We start from the raw sequence: 21,435 nt of genomic DNA, 5'->3' as shown, positions 1-21,435 counted from the left end.
GTCAGCTTCAGGATGCCCAGCCTGTGACCGAGGTTGGCTGGGTTGTGGACGATACTGCCAGTTCTGCAATCCCTGATGACTCTGAGCAGGCTCTGCCCGCAGATCCAATGCCAGTCATGGCTGAAGAGCCTGTCTTACTTGCCGACGCGCCGTTGGTGGCACCTGATGGCGTTGTCGACTCTGTGGATACGCCTGGTGGCGTTGCTTGGCCGGAAGCGCCAACCCCATCTCCGCAAGTCAATGCGGCCCCAGGCGCTTCAGCGTGGCTTGGCTATAACGCGGCTGATACGGATGTTGCTGACGCCACTCGCTTAGTGCCTCTCAATGCGCCTGAAAGCAATTTTGTGCTTACTGAAGTGCCCAGCGCTGGCAGCATTCATGCAATTAGCGTCCATGGGGAGACGGAAAAGCCCGTAGTCCAAGACCGGCAGCCATTGTCCGCTCTGGCTGTGACCGGAGATACCAGTGGTCATCTACGTGAAGACGCTCAACAGGTTGTCAGCGGCAAGCTGAGTAGCACTGGGGTCAGTGGCACGGAGCATTGGCAGATTGATCGCAGTGTTGGCCTATACGGCCACTTGCAGATCAACGAAGACGGCCATTGGCGCTACACCCTGGACAATACATCGAGCAAGGTGCAAGGGCTTTGCGCGGGTGAGCAGGTTCGTGAGCACTTTGTCGCGGCGGTGACTGATTCTGCCGGACGTACCCGGTTTATTCCGCTGACTATTGCCATTGATGGTACGGCCGATCAGGCAATCATCAGAGGTAGTGATGCCGGGCAGGTTACGGAAGACAGAAATTTATTGGTAAGCGGCACGCTCACGGTGAGTGACGTGGATGCCGACCAGGCGCATTTCCACAGTACGGTACTCAGTGGCCGCCTCGGTATTTTGACCCTGGATACGGCGGGGCATTGGTTCTATCAACTGGACAACGGCAATGTTGCTGTTCAGGCACTTGGCGCAGGTAAAACGGCGACTGACGTGCTGACGGTTTCCAGTATGGATGGCACGACTCACCAGATCACCATCACCGTACATGGCAGCAATGATCGGGCCCTAATCAGCGGTACTCATAGTGCTACGGTCACTGAGGACAACCTGCTGGGCGCGCAGGGCAGGCTGAGCGTGAGTGACGTCGATCAAGGCGAAGCCGGTTTTGTGCCGCAGACGCTGACAGGGGGTTATGGCCAGCTGCAATTGGACGCGCAAGGGCACTGGAGTTACCAGCTGGATAATGCCAACCCAAGCGTGCAGGCGCTGGGTGAAGGAGAGTCGGCTACCGATACCCTCACGGTCACCTCGCTGGATGGCACACCTCAGCAAATCACTATCGTCATTCGTGGTGGTAATGATGTGGCGCAGATCACTGGCAGTCTGACGGGCTCGGTCGCCGAGGACTCAGCACTTTTGGCCAAAGGCACGCTAGTGGTCACTGATGCCGATCAGCACCAGGCGCACTTCAATCCTGAGGTTGTCAGCGGTCAATATGGCAACTTCAGCCTCGATGCTAATGGTCATTGGCTGTACGTGCTGGATAACACCAGCCTAGCTGTACAGGGCCTGAAGTCCGGTGAACAGGTCACCGACGTCATCACCGTCACCAGTGTTGATGGCACTGCATGCCAGTTGCATATTTCTGTTGCCGGAACCAACGACATACCGGTGCTGAGTGCACAGGCTCAGGCCGTAACAGAGGACGGTGTCCTGCTTACCGGTCAGCTTCAGGCGCATGATGTTGACCATCAGGACATGCTGGCTTTCAGCGCTTCGACAACACCGGCAGGGTTTATCCTCAATGTCGATGGTAGCTATAGCTTTGACCCGAGTCATGTTGCTTACCAGCACCTTGCAGCAGGCCAGGTGCAGACGCTGACGATCCCGATCACGGTGACTGACAGCGTGGGTGCGAGCAGCACGCAGAATCTGATGATCTCCCTGACCGGAACCAATGACGGCTCAACCATCTCTGGGGTTGATACCGGCAGCACAGCCGAGGGCAACACCCAGCTCGTCACGGGTCAGCTCACTATTGCCGATGTAGACGACGGTCAGGCGCACTTCATGGCGCAAGTCGGTGTCGCAGGGACTTACGGCACGTTCACCCTGAATGAACAAGGGCAGTGGACCTATCAGCTCGATAACAGTAAGCCTGCGCTGCAGGCGCTGAAAACCGGTGACAGCGTCACGGATCGTTTCACGGTGAGCGGTGCCGACGGCACGATGCATCAGGTGAGCATGACCGTCACGGGCAAAGACGATGGCGCACTGATTGCCGGTACCGACAGTGCTACGGTCACTGAGGATCAGTCCGTCCATAGCGGTCAGTTACAAGCCAGCGGCCAGCTCAGCATCACTGATCCTGACGCTGGAGAGGCTCACTTTACCGCGCAGACGAGCGTGGCCGGCACCTACGGTAGCTTCAGTATCGACACCACAGGCTACTGGACCTACAGCGCTGACAACAGTCAGACGGCTATCCAACAGCTCAAGGCCGGCGATAGCCTGACCGACACGGTCACGGTCACCAGCGCTGACGGAACGAGCCATACGGTGACTGTTACGCTTCAGGGTACGAACGATACGCCGGTATTGCAGGCGCAGACGCAGGCCGTCACAGAAGACGGTACCCAGTTGCAAGGCCGTATGGTCGCCACTGATGTGGATGCACACGACACTCAAGCCTTCAGCATGGCTAATGCGGTGGACGGTTTCACGCTGAACGCCGACGGCAGCTACAGCTTCGCCCCGTCACATGCCAGCTACCAGCACCTGTCCGCAGGCCAAACGCAAGATGTGGTCATTCCCGTCACAGTAACCGACAGCGCCGGCACCATCAGTACAAAAAATCTCACCATTACCGTCACCGGCATCAACGACGGCGCGAGCATCGCGGGCGTGAGCAGCGGCAACACCGCCGAAGACAACCCCCAAGCGGTTACCGGCAAACTCAGCATTGCCGATGCGGACGACGGCCAGGCCCACTTTCTGGCGCAAAGCGGCACCGCCGGTCATTACGGCAGCTTCACCCTGGCCGAGGACGGCCACTGGAGCTACCAGCTCGACAACAGCAAGGCTGCAGTTCAGGCACTCAAAACCGGCGACAGCGTCACCGATAGTTTCACGGTGACCAGCGCCGATGGCACGCCACATCAGGTGACCGTCACCGTTAACGGTAAAGATGATGGGGCGGTGATTGGTGGCTCCGACAGTGGCAACGTCACCGAAGACAGCAACGCTACGGCTGGCCAAATCGCCACGGCCGGGCAGTTGACCGTAACCGACCCTGATGCCGGCCAGGACCACTTCAACGCACAGGTCACGAAAGGTCTTTACGGAACCTTCACCATCGACGCGGCCGGTCACTGGGGATACAGCGCCGATAACAGCCAGGCCGCGATCCAGGGGCTGAAAGCTGGCGCCACGCTCACCGACAGCATGACGGTCAGCAGTGCCGATGGCACCAGCCACACCCTGAGCGTGACGATCCAGGGAAGCAACGACGCCCCCACACTGAGTGCCCAGGCGCAGTCCGTCACCGAAGATGGCGCGCGACTAACTGGCCAGATGGTTGCCAGCGACCTAGATACGGGCGACACGCAAGCTTTCAGCACCCAAAATCCGCCTGCCGGTTTTACCCTCAACGCGGATGGTAGTTATAGCTTCGATCCTGCTGATGCCGCTTATCAGCACCTCGCCGCCGGCCAAACCCAGACCCTGACGATCCCGATCACGGTGACCGATAGCGCAGGTGCGACCAGCACGCAGAACCTGAGCATCACGATCATCGGCAGCAACGACAGCGCCATCATCGGCGGAAGGGTTGCAAACAATATCACTGAAGACTCCGTGGTCTCTGCGGGCGGCATGCTCAGGGCCGGAGGCCAGCTCACGGTCGTCGACCCAGATGCGGGCGAAGCCGTTTTCGTCGTGCAAACCGGCGTTAGCGGTGCTGGGCACTACGGCAGTTTCAGCATCGATGCGAGCGGGCATTACAGCTACACCGCCGACAATACCCAAGCGACGATCCAGCAGCTCAAGGCTGGCGAGACGCTGACCGACCGTTTCACTGTGGCGACAGCAGACGGCACGCAGCAGGTGGTCACCATCACCATCAACGGCGCCGAAGACAAACCGGTACTACAAGCGCAGACCCACGCCATCACCGAAGACGGTGCCCGGCTTACGGGTAAGATGCTGGCTACCGATGTAGACGCGGGCGATACACAACGCTTCTCGGTCGCTCACCCAGTCGCCGGCTTTGCCCTCAATCCTGATGGCAGTTTCAGCTTCAATCCGGCAACTGCGTCCTACCAACATCTGGCTTCAGGCCAAACGCAAGATGTCGTCATCCCCATCACGGTTATCGACAGCGCCGGGGGGACCAGCACACAGAACCTCACCATCACGGTCACCGGCGTCAACGACCGCGCAACTATTTCTGGGGTAAACACAGGCAGCACCGCCGAAGACAACACGCAGGCCGTCACCGGCCAGTTGACGGTGGCGGATGTGGACGATGGCCAGGCGCACTTCGTCGCACAAAGCGGTTCGGCGGGCACGTACGGTACCTTCTCCCTGAACGAACAAGGCCAGTGGAGCTACTCGCTCGACAACAGCAAAGCCTCTGTACAGGCCCTTAAAACCGGCGATAGCGTCACTGACAGCTTCACCGTAACGAGTGCCGACGGCACGACGCATCAGGTGAGTGTGACTGTCACCGGCAAAGATGACGGTGCCGTGATCGGTGGGGCTGACAGCGGCACGGTAACCGAAGACCAGAGCATCACGGCTGGGAAAATCGCCACTACCGGGCAGCTGTTCGTGACTGACCCTGATGCCGGCGAAGACCACTTCACCGCGCAGGCCAATGCAGCGGGTAGCAACGGTTACGGCAGTTTCAGCATTGATACGGCAGGCCACTGGATCTATACCGCCGACAACACCCAGACCGCGATCCAGCAACTCAAAGCCGGCGAAACGCTGACCGACAGCGTGACCGTGACCAGCGTTGACGGCACCCAGCACACGATTTCAGTCACTATCGCCGGTGCCAATGACGGTGCCATCATCGCAGGAACCGATCGCGGCTCCGTGACCGAAGATACTGCCGTCGCCTCCGGCACCATTACCACCTCCGGTATCTTGACCATCACCGATGCCGATGCCGGGGAAGCCCACTTTGTCGCGCAGAGCGCCATTGCCGGCACCTACGGCAGCCTCGCCATCGACGAGCAGGGGCACTGGACATACAACGCCGACAATAGCCAAAAGGCCATTCAAGACCTCAACACCGGGGATCACCTTACCGATACGCTCACTGTCAGGGCGGCAGACGGCACCACGCAGACCATCACCATCACCCTGGAAGGCAAGAACGATAAGGTGCTGGCCGGCAGCCTCAGCGGCAGCGCGGTGGAAGACACTACCCCGATCATCACCGGCGACCTGCATAACATTCAGAGCGGAACTGCGCTGCATCTTGGGGATCAGGTCCTGCACGGTCAGTTTGGTACCCTCGATCTGCGGGACGGTGGCCACTGGATCTATACCCTCGACAATGCCAACCCGCTTGTTCAGGGTTTGAAGGCGGGGGATACACGCACAGAAACCATCACAGTCCATCCGCCACAGGGTGAGCCGCAAGACATCACCATCACCATTACCGGCACGCATGATCAGCCGGTGATTAGCGTGCCGACCGCGGCCGCGCACGGCATAGATGCAGTGTCAGTGATCAACGATATCAACGGGGCGACGGACTTCGGCAGCATTGCCGAAACAGCGACCGGCGTGAATACGGGGCTGAAGGTTGTAGCCATGTACCTGCCGGGCAGCACGGTCAACCAACTGGCAGGCATTCCGGCTGACCAACTGGCTACGACGCAAACCGCCTATGCCCTGAACGGGGGCCTTGGTTTCCAATATTTGTCGTCCAGTGGTTGGCTGGCCACCCACATGCCGACGCTTGCAGCCACTTTCAACACGCACGGCGCACGCAATAACTGGGATGGCGGCATCGTCGTGTTCCAGGACGGCAGCGTCGGGCGCATGATCAATGTGCATGGGGGAAACCCTGGAGAAAATGATTACATCTACTTCAAGCTGATCCCCGGCGTTAACGCCAACCATGGCCTTACCACCTTGCACGGCTCGGGCACGGCAGGCGCCACACTGGAAGTTTTCGATGGCCAGACCTCTCTCGGTCACGTCACCGTGGCCGCCGACGGCCACTGGACATTGACGGCAACCCAAGCGCTGGCCGACGGCGACCATCAACTGCATACGCTCACCAATGGCGTGGCATCCGACCCACAGACCGTGCACGTTTCGGGTGGCGCGGTAACGATTGCCGATCAGGCGGCGTCGCTGGGCGCCGTCACCGAAGATAGCGCCAGCCACTCGGATGTCAGCGGCCAATTGACGGTGTCCGATGTTGACGCCAACGACCACCCGGCTTTCACTGCCCAACACGATAGCCAGGGCACGTACGGAAAGTTCAGTATCGACGCCCAAGGCCAATGGCACTACGTACTCGACAACAGTTTGGCTGCAACCCAGGCGCTGGCAGCGGGTCAGGTCACGACCGAATCCTTCCATGTCACGGTCACCACCGATTCCGGCGAAACCGTTACCCGTGATGTCACCTTCCGCGTGACCGGCAGCAACGATGCCCCCGTCGTCACTGCCGCCACCTCGGTGTCAGCAGCGACGCTTGACCCTGTGACCGAAGACACGGCCAAGTCCTACACCGAAGCTGATCTGCTTAAACTGGTCGGTGCTTCCGATATCGAGGGCGACCACCTCAGTATCACCGGCATAACGGTGGATGCCCAATACGGCAGCTTTACCAAACTGCAAAGCGGCGACTGGCAATTCACTCCGGCGCCGAATGCCCATCACGACGACATACCAGTGAGCATTACGGTGAGCGATGGCCATCAGACCACGACGGCTCACGCGCAACTGGATATCACCCCGGTCACCGATGCACCGACACCGGGTTTGGCTGTGGTGGCCGAGCAGCACGTCATCGAGTTCGGCCAGGCTGGCACCGGGGCAATACTGAACAGCGGCACACTGCAAACCCATGGTGCTATGAGCGCCATGGCCATTGAGTTTTCCGTGATCGGCGGACAGCAAGTGGCTGTAGCGGGTCATAACGGGCCGACCTTAGTCAGCTATGCCACGCCGAGCAATTCGGACGAGTTCTACATCTGGAATCCGGCCAACCTGACCGTTAAGGTGAACGGTCAGGAATACGCCACTGGCGTGAATATGGGCAGCGATACCGCCAGCCACCGCTTCACCTTCCTGTGGGATGGCGCAGCCGGCACGCTGGACGTGCTGCGCGATGGACAGGTCGTCAAGCACCTGGATGGCGTGGGCCAGGGTTACCAGATTCCAGGCGACGGCAAACTGGCCTTCGGCAACGACCAGGACAGCTTCGGCGGCGGTTTCTCGCCCTCAGATGCTTGGCATGGCCAGATGTTTAGCGCCGCGCTGGCCACCGGCCATGTGACCCCCGCGCAAGTGGCGCAAGCTCCCTTGCGCGACGTGTTGCACGGCTCGCCCAGCCTGGTCATCGACATTCAGGCCAGTGGCAGCGGCCTGGTTGATACCACCGGCCACCACACGGTGACCAGCGTGGGCGTCATCACTACACCGTCGACCATGGTCGACACGCAGATTGCCTCGCCTAATCCTGGAGCACTGCTGCATCTAACTCCCAGCTTTGGTACGCCTGCAGACGCTGACGACCATCTGACGCAAGCCCTGATCAAGGGCTTTGCCGCCGGCACTGTGCTAGACGATGGGCATGGCCACGCGCACACCGTCACCGGCCCCGACGACAAAGTCGACATTCACGACTGGAACACCGCCAGCCTCACCGCTCAACTCCCGGCCGGCTCGCACGACAACCTGCGGCTCGAGATGCAAGTCACGACCACCGGCCCGGACGGCGCAACGGCTGTGGCGTGCACCGACATACCCATCGTCATCGACCATGCGCAAGCAGTGCCGAGCGTGACAATCTTTGATCCGGGCGTCGTCGCCCCCGGTGTCATTGATGTGCAAATCCTGCTGAACGGTAACGCCTCAGCCCAGTTCAGCGGCGATGTCACTGGCGCAGTGACTGAAAACACAGTCGTCAGTACCCATGGGCAGCTCACTGTCACCGATAGCGATGCTGGCCAAAGCTTCTTCAAGACACAAACGCATGACGGCAGCTATGGCAGCCTCTCGATCAACCCCAAGGGCCAGTGGACCTACACGCTCGATAACAGCAAGGTCGAGCATCTGGCAGCAGGGCAGACGCTTCTAGAAACGGTCAGGGTAACCAGTGCCGACGGCACACCTCAGGACATCACTATCACCATCCACGGCAGCAACGACGCTCCGGTAGTTAATGCACAAACGCAAAGCGTCACTGAAGACGGCGCTCTACTGCGGGGCCTGCTGGTCGCAACCGACATTGATACGGGGGACACCCAAAGCTACAGCACCACGCAGGCCGTGGACGGCTTCACGCTGAATACCGATGGTAGTTATCAATTCGATCCGAGCCACGCCAGCTACCAGCACCTGGCGGCAGGCCAGACGCAGGACGTGCTGATTCCAATCACTGTCACTGACAGCGCCGGTGCCACCAGTACACAGAACTTGACCATCACCGTCACTGGCTCGAGCGACACCGCGGTCATCGGCGGTCGGATTACCAACTTCGTGACGGAAGACTCCGTGGTCTCCACGGCAGCCATGCTCAGAGCCGGTGGCCAAGTCACCGTAGTCGATCCGGACGCAGGCGAAGCCGTTTTCGTTGCTCAAACCAGCGTGACTGGTGCTGGCCACTACGGCAGTTTCAGCATCGATGCGAGCGGGCATTACAGCTACACCGCCGACAACACCCAACGCGCGATTCAACAGCTCAAGGCTGGCGAGACGCTGACTGACCGTTTCACTGTGGCGACAGCAGACGGCACGCAGCAGGTGGTCACCATCACCATCAACGGCGCCGAAGACAAACCGGTGCTACAAGCGCAGACCCACGCCGTCACCGAAGACGGTGCCCGGCTTACGGGTAAGATGCTGGCTACCGATGTAGACGCGGGCGATACCCAGCGCTTCTCGGTCGCTCACCCAGTCGCCGGCTTTGCACTCAATCCTGATGGCAGTTTCAGCTTCAATCCGGCAACTGCGTCCTACCAACATCTGGCTTCAGGCCAAACGCAAGATGTCGTCATCCCCATCACGGTTATCGACAGCACCGGGGGGACCAGCACACAGAACCTCACCATCACGGTCACCGGCGTCAACGACCGCGCCGTGATCAGCGGCGTCAGCAATGGCAGGATCACCGAGGATCAAGGCTTCAGCGCCACTCACACCCTGAGCTGTGGAGGCAAGCTTGATGTGACGGATGTCGACACCGGTGAGGCTGCTTTCGCCGTCCAGCATGGCGCTGGTGCAAACGGTTACGGCAACTTCGTGCTCGACCCATCGGGAAACTGGACTTACAGCGCGGACAACACGCAGAGCGCAATCCAGCAATTGAAGGCCGGCGAGACGCTTACCGATACCTTTACCGCCAGCAGCACGGACGGCACAACCCATACCGTGACCGTCACCATTCAGGGCACAAACGACGCCCCGGTACTGGCGGCGCAAACGCAGGCCTTCACAGAAGACGGTACCTTGTTGCAAGGCCGCATGGTCGCCACTGATGTGGATGCACACGACACTCAAACCTTCAGCATCGCCCAGCCGGTTGACGGCTTCACACTCAACACCGATGGCAGTTACAGCTTTGATCCGCGCCATGCCAGCTACCAACATCTGGCGGCAGGCCAGACACAAGATGTCGTCATTCCTGTCACGGTGACCGACAGTGCGGGCGCTACGGCCACGCAGAACCTGACGATCAGGCTGATCGGCACTAATGACGCGCCCCACATCAGTGGCGCCGATGTTGGCCGGGTCGTCGAAGACCAGACCTTGTCCGTCAACGGACAGCTGCAAATCAGCGATGCGGATGACGGGCAGGCGCATTTCGTCGCCCAGACCGCCACCGCCGGCAGCTACGGCAGTCTGACGCTGAGCGAGGACGGGCACTGGCAGTACCAGCTGGACAACAGCAAGCCCGAAGTCCAGGCGCTCAAGAGCACAGAGACCGCTACCGACACCTTCACAGTGCACAGTGCAGACGGCAGCAGCCACAGCATCACCATCACCATCCAGGGGCAGCGCGATAACGTCGTCATTGGCGGCGTGGATGTAGGCGTAGTCAAGGAAGACGTGTCGGCGGTCACCGGCGGGCATCTGGTGGCCACGGGCGAGAGCGCGGAATTTGTGCCGCTGCAGCAGCGCACCACGCTGGGCGATTTCTCTATGGATGCCGATGGCGCCTGGACCTATACGCTGGACAACAGCCGTATAGGCACTCAGGCACTGAAGGCCGGAGAGACTGCCACTGAAACGGTCACCATCACCCACACGGACGGTAGCACCCACAGCATCACCCTCTCGGTCATGGGGACGAACGATGCGCCTGTATTGAGCGCCCAGACCCAAGCTGTCACCGAAGACGGTACACAACTGACCGGCCATTTGGTCGCCACAGATGCGGACCATGGTGACACGCAAACTTTCAGCCATGCCAATACCGTCGATGGCTTCACCCTCAACGCCGACGGCAGCTATAGCTTCGATCCGAGCCACGCCAGCTACCAGCATCTCGCCGCAGGTCAGACGCAAGATCTCGTCATCCCTATCACCGTGACCGACAGCACTGGCCTGAGCAGTACGCAGAACCTCACGATCACGCTGACCGGAAGCAATGATGGCGCCACCATCGCCGGCACCGACAGTGGCGCTGTGACCGAAGACAGCCATATCACATCGGGCAAAATCAGCACGTCGGGCACTTTGACCGTGATCGACCCGGACGCCGGACAGGATCACTTCAATGCGCTGATCTCGAACGGCCACTACGGTGTTTTTACTCTGGATGCCGCCGGTCAGTGGACGTATAGCGCCGACAACAGCAAGCCCGAAATCCAGCATTTGAAAGCCGGTGACACGCTGACCGACAGCTTCACGGTCACCAGTGCCGATGGCACTGCACACACGGTGACCGTCATCGTGGCCGGCACCAATGATGCGCCGGTGTTGGCCGCGCAGACGCAGGCTGTCACTGAAGATGGCGCCCAGTTGCAAGGCCACATGGTGGCTACCGATGTTGACGCCAGCGACACGCAAGTTTTCAGCACTGCCCAAGTCATTGACGGCTTCACGCTGAATGCCGATGGCAGCTACAGCTTTGATCCAGCGAATGCGGCCTACCAGCACCTGGCTACAGGCCAGACGCAAAATCTCGTCATCCCGATCACGGTGACCGACAGCGCGGGCGCCACCAGCACGCAGAACCTGACCATCACCATCACCGGTGCCAACGACGGAGCCGTGATCAGCGGCGTCGCCACCGGCACGGTCACTGAAGACCTGACCCTGTCGGTCAGCGGCCAGCTCGCCATCACCGACGCGGACGACGGCCAGGCGCACTTCGTCGCCCAGACCGCCACGGCCGGCAGCTACGGCAGTCTGACGCTGAGCGAGGACGGGCACTGGCAGTACCAGCTGGACAACAGCAAGCCCGAAGTCCAGGCGCTCAAGAGCACAGAGACCGCTACAGACACCTTCACAGTGCACAGTGCAGACGGCAGCAGCCACAGCATCACCGTCACCATTCAAGGTCAGCGTGACAGTGTTGTGATTGGCGGCGTCGATGTGGGCGTGGTCAAGGAAGACGTGTCGGCGGTCACCGGCGGGCATCTGGTGGCCACTGGAGAAAGCGCAGAGTTCGTGCCTGTCAGCTCGCTGCGCACCACCCTGGGTGAGTTCAGCATGGATGCCGATGGCGCCTGGTCCTACACACTGGACAACAGCGCCACCACCGCCCAGGCGCTGAAGGACGGCGAGACCACCACCGATAACGTCAGCATCACGCACACGGACGGTACGACGCACACCATCACCATCACGGTCATGGGTACGAATGATGCCCCGGTTTTGGCGGCACAGACCCAGGCTGTGACGGAAGACGGTAGCCTGCTCAGCGGCCACATGGTCGCCACCGACGTCGACGCAGGCGACACCCAGAGCTTCAGCATCGCCAGTGCAGTGGACGGCTTCACGCTCAATGCCGATGGCAGTTATCAATTCGACCCGACGCACGCTAGCTACCAGCACCTTGCAGCCGGCCAGACGCAAGATGTGGTCATCCCCGTAACCGTGACCGACAGCGCGGGCGCCACCAGCACCCAGAACCTGACCATCACCGTCACTGGCACCAACGACACCGCGGTCATTGGCGGTCGGATTGCCAACTTCGTGACGGAAGACGGCGTGGTGTCCACGGCCGGCATGCTCAGGGCCGGCGGCCAGCTCACGGTGGTCGATCCAGATGCGGGCGAAGCCGTTTTCGTGGCGCAAACCGGCGTGAGCGGTGCTGGCCACTACGGCAGCTTCAGCATCGATGCGAGCGGCCGTTACAGCTACACCGCCGACAACACGCAAAACGCTATTCAGCAACTCAAGGCCGGTGAGACGCTGACCGACCGTTTCACCGTGGCGACAGCAGACGGTACGCAGCAGGTAGTCACCATCACCATCAAAGGCGCCGAAGACAAGCCGGTGCTGCAAGCGCAGAGCCAGTCCGTGACCGAAGACGGTAGTCTATTGCGCGGCCAGATGGTCGCCACCGACGTCGATGCGGGCGATACGCAGCACTTCTCGGTCGCTCACCCTGTTGCCGGTTTTGTCCTCAATCCCGATGGCAGCTACACCTTCAACCCGGCGCATGCGGCCTACCAGCACCTGGCCGCGGGCCAGACTCAGGATGTCGTCATCCCCATCACGGTGATCGACAGCGGAGGCGGTACCAGCACCGAGAACCTGACGATCACGGTGGCAGGTACCAACGACGCGCCCGACATTCGCAGCACACGCGCCTCGGCACGTATGGTCTATGTCGACGCGCCCAGCATAAGCATCACCGGCCAGCTGCATGTCCGCGACACCGATGACGGAGATACCCAGACCTGGTCAGTCTCGGGCGGCGGTCAAGGGCACTTTGGTCACCTGGACTTTGACGCTCAAACAGGTCGCTGGACTTATCAACTCGACAAATCCGATGCTGATACTCAGGCGCTGAAAGCTGGCGAGCAGGCGCAGGAGGCTTTCCAGATCACCGTCACTGATGGCTCTGGCGCTTCGTCCAGCACTATCGTGCGGGTCATGGTCGTCGGCACGAATGACGCTCCAATCCTTACCGCGCAGAGTCAAACCGTTACCGAAGACGGCGCTCAGCTCAACGGCCACATGGTTGCCACCGACGTCGACGCAGGCGACACCCAGAGCTTCAGCATTGCCAACGCGGTGGATGGTTTCACCCTCAATGCCGACGGCAGCTACAGCTTTGACCCGAGCAATGCCGCCTACCAGCACCTCATTGCCGGCCAGACCCAGGATCTCGTGATCCCGGTCACCGTCACCGACAGCGCCGGGGCCAGCCACACGCAGAACCTGACCTTCACCATCACCGGTGCCAATGACGGTGCCGTGATCGGCGGTGCCTTCACCGGCGCGGTGACCGAGGACCAGTCCGTCCAGTCCGGTCAGCTGCAGGCCACAGGCCAGCTGAGCATCACCGACGCCGACAGCGGCGAAGGCCGCTTCATCCCGCAGACCGATGTGCTGGGCAGCTACGGCCTTGGCCGCTTCAGCCTGGACGCACAGGGTCACTGGAGCTATAGCGCCGACAACAGCCAGAAGGCCATCCAGCAGCTGGCCGTCGGCGCCACCCTGAACGACTCCTTCACCGTGCAGGCCGCCGATGGCGCCCAGCACACCGTGACGGTGACGCTGACCGGTACCAATGACGCGCCGCAGTTCCATCTGCAGGTCGCGCCGGACTACCACCCCGAGGTGGAGTCGGGCGATGTTCTGCCCCTTGTCATCAACAACATCGGCAGCAGCCGGATCGCGCAGTACCTGGACATTCAGCAGATCCTGCAAGGCCAGGCCCCCATCGGCGCCTATGCCAACACCTGCGTCACGGTGAGCTTGGGCGGCCTGGCCCTGGTCGGGCCTGACGGGCAGGCGGCCCAGGTCTTCGCGCCCGGGCAGGAGTTCAAGCTGCAGACCTTGGTGGACTGGCAGCAGCAGGGCCCCGGCCACGAGTTCCGCGTGTTCGGCCCCAAGGGCACGGTCGGACTGGATATCAGCTTCCACGATGCCGGCGACCCGAACCACATCACCGGGCCGCAGGGCCAGGCCAGCCTCTACGTCAACCAGGTCAGCATTTGGCCGCCTTTCCACGCCTGGCAAGCCAGTGCCAGCACCGGGACAGCCAGTGACAGCGGCCTGCTGACGGCCACCGAAGGCGGCCCTGCCTTGAGCGGCCAGTTCCACGCCAGCGATATCGATGTGGGCGACACCCTGGCCTTCAGCCTGGGGCACCCGGTGGACGGCTTCACGCTGAACGCCGATGGCAGCTACAGCTTTGACCCGAGCAATGCCGCTTACCAGCACCTGGCCGCCGGCCAGAGCGAGACGCTGAGCATCCCCATCACCGTGACCGACAGTGCGGGGGCTAGCACAACGCAGACCCTGACGATCCTTCTTAGGGGCGCCAACGACGCCGCCACCTTTGGCGGGGTCGAGACCGGCGCCACGCAGGAAGACCGGCCCGATGCACTGAGCGGTCAGCTCACGGTGGCCGATGCCGACGATGGCGAGGCCCACTTCATTGCGCAAAGCGGCACGGCGGGCAGCTATGGGCAATTCAGCCTTGATGAAAACGGCCAGTGGCACTACCAGATCGACAACAGCAAGCCTGAGGTGCAGGCTCTGCGCGACGGCCAGAACGTCACCGACAGCTTCACCGTACGTAGCGCCGACGGCACGGCGCACACGGTCAACATCAGCATCGCCGGCAAGAACGATGCCGCGGTCATCACCGGTGAGGACCACCAGACCCTGACCGAGGACCAGAACGTCAGCGGCGGCCAGCTCATCGCCCACGGCCAGCTGCATGCCAGCACGCCTGATGCCGGCGGCGACCAGTTCACGCCCCTGCAGGACCTGGCCGGCAAGTTCGGCCATCTCTCGCTGGGTGCAGACGGCAGTTGGGTCTACAAGGCCGACAACAACAGCCCCGCCGTGCAGGCCCTGCACGGCGGACAGAGCGCCACCGAGAGTTTCACCGTGCACAGCGTCGACGGCACGGCCCACACCCTGAGCCTGAGCATCCAGGGCGCGGACGAGCCCCGGCACGACATCTGGTCCAGCATCGTCAGCACCATCAAGAGCAACTGGGCGCCTTACAACCTGATCGGCCACGCCATCGATGCCCGGGATGTCGGCGCCCTTGGCTCCATGAGGTTGGCCTTCACCAGCGGCAACCCTAGCGTGGTGGATGCCAACGGCCATGTGCTGGCCAGCGGCAGCAGTCTCGGCGCGTTCGGCCACGACATCAGCATCGGCCAGGTGTTGGACCTGCTGAAGAGCCACCCGGGTGCCCAGCTGGTGCTGGACGGCAACGTCGGCGGCAGCAGTGGCTTCTATCTGCACGACAGCGGCAACGTGATGGAGCTGCACTTCCGCGGCCTGTCCCACTACAACACGGCCAACAACCCCATGGGCCAGGTGCCCATCGACGGCCTGCCCACCCCCTTGAGCGCGGCGGCGACCGTGCCCGATGTCAGCGACTCGCTGACCATCTCGGTCACCGACATCAGCGTCGATCACGCCGGCCAGCTGCAGACCAGCGGCCAGCTCAGCATCAGCGACGCAGATACCGGCGAGAACCACTTCAACGCGCAGAGGGATGTGGCCGGGACCTACGGCAGCTTCAGCATCGACGCCAGCGGCCACTGGGTCTACAGCGTGGACAACGGCCAGGCCGCAGTGCAAAACCTGCAGGCCGGCGCCCAGCTGACCGACAGCTTCATGGTGATGAGTGCGGATGGCACCAGCCATGTCGTATCGGTGGCGGTCTACGGCAAGAATGACGCACCGGTGCTGTTCGCGCAGGCCCAGGCGGTGAGCGAGGACGGTGCGCTGCTGAACGGCCAGATGCACGCCAGCGACGCGGATACGGGCGACACCCAGACCTTCAGCATTGACCAGCCGGTGGCCGGTTTCGCCCTGAAGGCCGACGGCAGCTACAGCTTCGACCCGTCCAACGCGGCCTACCAGCATCTGGCCGAGGGCCAGATCGAGACGCTGACCATCCCTATCACTGTGACCGACCACATGGGCGCTAGCTCGGTACGGGACCTGACCATCACCCTCACCGGCAAGAACGACGCAGCCGTCATCACCGGTGTCGACCAGAGGACGGTGACGGAAGACCAGGATGTCGATGGCTTCGGCAATCTGCATGTCACCGGGCAACTGCAGGTCGATGACCCCGATGGCAACGCCGGGCCTCTGCAGTTCCAGCAGCAGAATACGGTGCAGGCCAGTTACGGGCACTTCACTCTCAATGCGGACGGCTATTGGCTGTATGAAGCCGACAACAAGAACCCCGCCATCCAGCAGCTCAAGACCGGCGAATCGCTGACCGACACCCTCACCGCGCACAGCGCCGATGGCACGGCGCACACCATCACCGTAACCATCCAGGGGCAGGACGATGCGGCTGCCTTTGTGCCGCAGGCCCAGGCGGCGCAGGTGAGCTCGTCCGATGTCTATACCATCATCGGCGTGCAGCTGATGTCCAGCGAGCACCGCGAGTTCCAGTTCATGGCAGAGGTGCTGCTGGGCAACACCGACCCGCGCAGTTACGTCTCGGCCGAAATGTCCTTCACCAACACCAGCGTGGCGCTGCGCGCGCCCGACGGCAGCCTGGCCAGCGTTTACCACGCCGCAGGGGGCATGACGACGGTGCCGCTGATGGACCTGAGGAACTGGCACAACAAGGGACAGGGCTACGACGTGGTGCTGGTGGATGCCACCGGCATGCCGGTCAATGTCTTCCCTCATGACCCCGGCGACCCCGACAAGATGTCGGGCTTCAACCAGTATGTGACCGGTTTCAGCGGGCCCTTCAACGCGGCTGTCGTGCTGTACCCGGACATGCAGGCGGCCAGCAGCGGCGGCGCGGTGCAAGGCAGCGCCGTCGTGCCGGCCATGGCCCCGGTGCTCTACGACGCGGCGCATGTGCTGGAAGACAACGGCCAGCAAATCTCGGGTTTCATCGAGGTGCAGGACGCCGACCAGGGCCAGTCGTCCATGCAGCCGATGACTGTCCATCACGCGGCTCACGGTACCTTCAGCATCGATGTCAACGGCGACTGGGTCTACCAGCTCGACAGCAGCCGCCCCGATGTTCAGGCGCTGAAGGACGGCGAAACCCTGCTGGAGACCATCACCGTGCACAGTGCCGACGGCACGCCACACACGGTCAACATCACCATCCACGGACAAAGCGACGGCGCGGTGATCAGCGGGGCCGACACCGGCCGCGTCATCGAAGACCAGCAGGTCACTGCGGCCGGCCGCATCGAGACGCACGGTCAGCTGACGGTCAGCGATGTGGATGCCGGCGAAGCCGTGTTCGTGGCGCAGAACGCGGTGGCCACTAAGTTCGGTCACTTCAGCATCGACGCCAGCGGCGCTTGGCGCTACGAGGTCGACAACAACAAGGCCGAGGTGCAGGCGCTCAAGCCCGGCGGCACGCCGGGCGAGACGGGCCATGTGTTCCATGCGCTGGCGGAAGCCTTATCGCAGTCGACGCAGCCGGGCTTCCATGCGGTGGGCGAGGCCCTGAGTCGGGGCACGACCGATGGCGTGGAAGGGGCGCTGGATCTGAGCATCCAGGGCGCGGCCATCGTGCTCAGCGGCCCGGCCGGCACCACGCCGGTGGTCTATGCCATGGACGCGCAGGGCCGGTCCACCATCGGCGTGGACGAGCTGCTGAGCTGGATGCACCAGGGCATGGGCTACGAGGTCCATCTGCAGGGCGCGCAGACCGATGTGCAGGCCTTTGTGCACGACCGCGGCGATGCCGCCCGCCTGCACGGCCTGCCGCTCAGCGGCGTGGCCGAGTTGAACGACCCAGCCAGCGCGGCCCAGCACCTGGCCTTGCAATGGCACACGGCGCCGGTGCCGGGCGAGCTGAGCGAGGTCGTCAGCGTGGCCAGTGCCGATGGCACGACGCACCAGATCACGCTGAACATCCAGGGCACGGCCGAGGATGCGGTGATCACCGGGGTGGACACCGGCAGCGTCACCGAAGACGCCCATGTCACCGGCGCGGGCTTGATCGAGGCCCATGGCCAGCTCGCTATCCAGGACCCCGACAAGGGCCAGGCAGCCTTTGCGCCGCTGCATGAGTTGGCTGGCCAGTATGGCCATCTGTCGCTGGAAGCGTCCGGCCTCTGGACCTACACCGCCGACAACAACAGCGCGGCGCTGAACGGACTGAGCAAGAACCAGTCCGCCGTCGAGACCTTTGTGGTCAAGAGCGTGGACGGCACGGCACACACCATCAATGTGACGGTCAACGGCGCCGACGAGAAGCCCGATCTCTGGCCCGAGATCTCCCGCACTCTGATGGCGCAGGGCGGCTGGGACACGCGTGGCTACCAAGTGATCGCCCAACGCATGGCTGCGGGTGACTCGGCCGGCCTGCGCGATGTGGTCATGAATGTGTTCGACGGCAAGCCCACCGTGGTGGATGCCGCCGGCCATGTGTTGCACACCTTCGACCAGGGGACCAAGTTCTTCGGCTACCGCGTGCCGATGGACGAACTTTGCCAGCAGCTCAAGGCCCATCCCGGCGCCATGCTGGTGATGCAGGGCAGTGTGGGCGGTAGCGCCGGCTACTTCTTCCACAACGCGGGCGATGAGGGCATGCTCAGGTTCGAGGGTGCCTACATGAACCAGCCGGCAAATCACCTGCTCGGCAGCGTGCCCATCAACGGCCTGCCGCAGGCGAATGCGGGCGGCGCAGCGCACGGCAATGCCGCCGCCCAGCTAGGCGGCGCTGACAGCGGCAGCGTGCTGGCCGACGGCGATGCGCAGCTGCAGACCCAGGGCCACATGACCGTGCTCGACGCCGACGGCGGCCAGGCGCATTTCACCGTCCAGCACGGCGTGCACGGCCACTACGGCCAGTTCAGCATCGACGCGCAGGGCAGCTGGCACTATCAGGCCGACGGCCATCAAGGCGTCTTGCAACAACTGGCGGCAGGGCAGGCCTTGAGTGACAGCTTCAGCGTCACCAGCGCCGATGGCAGCAGCCACACCGTCACGGTGCAGCTCTTCGGCAGCCGCGTGGCCACCGCGGCGGTGATCAGCGGCGTGGACAGTGGCAGCGTGGTCGAGGATGCGGCCCAAGCGGTGGTCGGCGGTCAGCTGAGCATCGTGGACCCCGATCCGGGCGAGGCGCATTTCATCGCCCAGGCCGACGTGCCGGCCCAGCACGGGCACTTCAGCCTGCAGGACAACGGTGCCTGGACCTACACCCTGGACAACAAAAGCGCCACAGTACAAGCGCTCAAGGCGGGCGAGAGCTTCACCGAACATCTGACCGTCAGCAGCGTGGACGGCAGCACCCATGTGCTGACGGTCACCGTGCAGGGCAGCAATGACACGCCGATGCTGCAGGCCCAGAGCCAGTCGGTCACCGAAGACGGCAGCCTGCTGCGCGGCCAGATGGCGGCGCAGGACGTAGACCACGGTGATGCACTGCACTTCAGCACGCCAAACGCGGTGGGCGGCTTCACGCTCAACGCCGACGGCAGCTACAGCTTCGACCCCAGCCACCATGACTACCAAAGTCTGACTGCCGGCCAGGTGCGGGACATCGACATTCCCATCACCGTCACCGACAGCGCAGGGGCCACGGCCACACAGTTGCTGAGCATTCACATCACCGGCCGCAACGACAGCACCTTCATCTACGGCGTGGACAGCGGCCAGGTGCAGGCCGGTGTGCATCCCCAGACCTCGGGCGATCTGCACGCCAGCGATGACGATGCCGGCCAGGGCGGTTTCCAGGCCGGCACGGTCAAGGGCAGCTTTGGCAGCCTGAGCATCGATGCCCAGGGCCACTGGACCTACCAGGTGGATGGGCACGACAGCTTCGTCCAGCACCTGCTGCCCAACTCCCACATCACCGAACAGCTGACGGTGCACAGCGTGGACGGCACGGCCCATGACATCGATGTTGAAGTAGGCGGTGCGCCGGCGGGGATGCAGTTGCCTCCAGTGATCCAGCTACCAGCCAGCGCCGGCGGACATGATGTGTTTGCCGGCATCCTGGCCGCCGTGCACGCTGCTGGCTATCAATATCAAGGCCTTGCCGACGAGTTGGACAAAGGCAGCTTGGCATCGGTGGGTAACCTAGACCTGAGCATCACCGGTGTGCATGTGCAGGTGGTCGACAAGTTCGGGCAGGTGGTGCAAAGCATTTCGCCCACCGCCGAGAATGCCGCCACGCTGCATGTCAGCGAGCTGCTGCTCTGGCACGCACAGGGGCATAGCATTGTTGCCACCAGTGATAGCGGTTTGGACAGCACCCACATGTGGTTGCACAACAGCGGCGATCTGCACAACATCCAAGTCAGCTTGCCCGACGGCACTGGATTCAATGGCTGGGTCGAGGAATATACGTTTGGTGAGTTGTCTCTGACCGCGCAGCCACCGGCACCGTCGCCAGCACCACCTGCGGCAGATGATTTCGGACCACAATATGACGATCCAACGCCTAGCGTTGATAATCTGCAGGGGGGCACGCATGCTGCGGTCGTGGTTGACCTGAATCACCCCGTCAGCTCGGCAGACAATACCCATCATGAGGCCGCTGCGCCCGCGCAGAGTGATGCGCTTCATGATCCAGGGCTTGATGTACATAGCGCAGGAACAACGGGCGGCGCTGCGGATTCATACTCGCCGGTCGCGGATTACCTGCAGTTTGCCGGCAGCGCCATGCCTTCAGCCGCTATGGGTGAGCATTCCGGCATGTCAAATCCTGCGGTACATGAGTACCTAGCCGCTGCCGGTATTGACTCACTCACGCCAACGGCTGATGACATGCACATGCCGCCTACGGCAGTGCTTATGGATCTGCAGCATGCTGGCGTGTCAGGTGAGCACACCGCTGCGAATGAGCAGTCAGTAGATCCAGTGGTTGATGACTTGGCAGCTATCGAGAACCCTTTGGCTGATGATCCGAATCAGCACCACGGAGGTATCTAGGTAAGGCCCTCTGTCCGCTTATGCGGGCAGAGGGCGCGAAGGCGATACGGCCTTCGCGACGCTCGGTAGCGAGCGCTATGAAATTCCAGATGTGTTTGTAATAGGTGATTGATTCGGAGCTGTCAGACGGTTGACTTGAGAAAGGCACTGTTTTAACTCGACA

The 21,435-nt window shown here is 62.3% G+C and carries 1 protein-coding gene; it reads left to right on the top strand.

The features are described from left to right. The first annotated feature begins 434 nt into the window (after window positions 1-434). A complete protein-coding gene (locus OU997_RS20055; RefSeq protein WP_267808296.1) occupies window positions 435-21,272 on the top strand; it encodes a VCBS domain-containing protein in 20,838 nt (6,945 codons plus the stop codon). The last annotated feature ends 163 nt before the right edge of the window (window positions 21,273-21,435 follow it).

Source organism: Pseudomonas sp. SL4(2022), assembly GCF_026625725.1.
GTDB lineage: Bacteria > Pseudomonadota > Gammaproteobacteria > Pseudomonadales > Pseudomonadaceae > Aquipseudomonas.
This window is presented reverse-complemented; position numbering and strand designations above follow the sequence as displayed.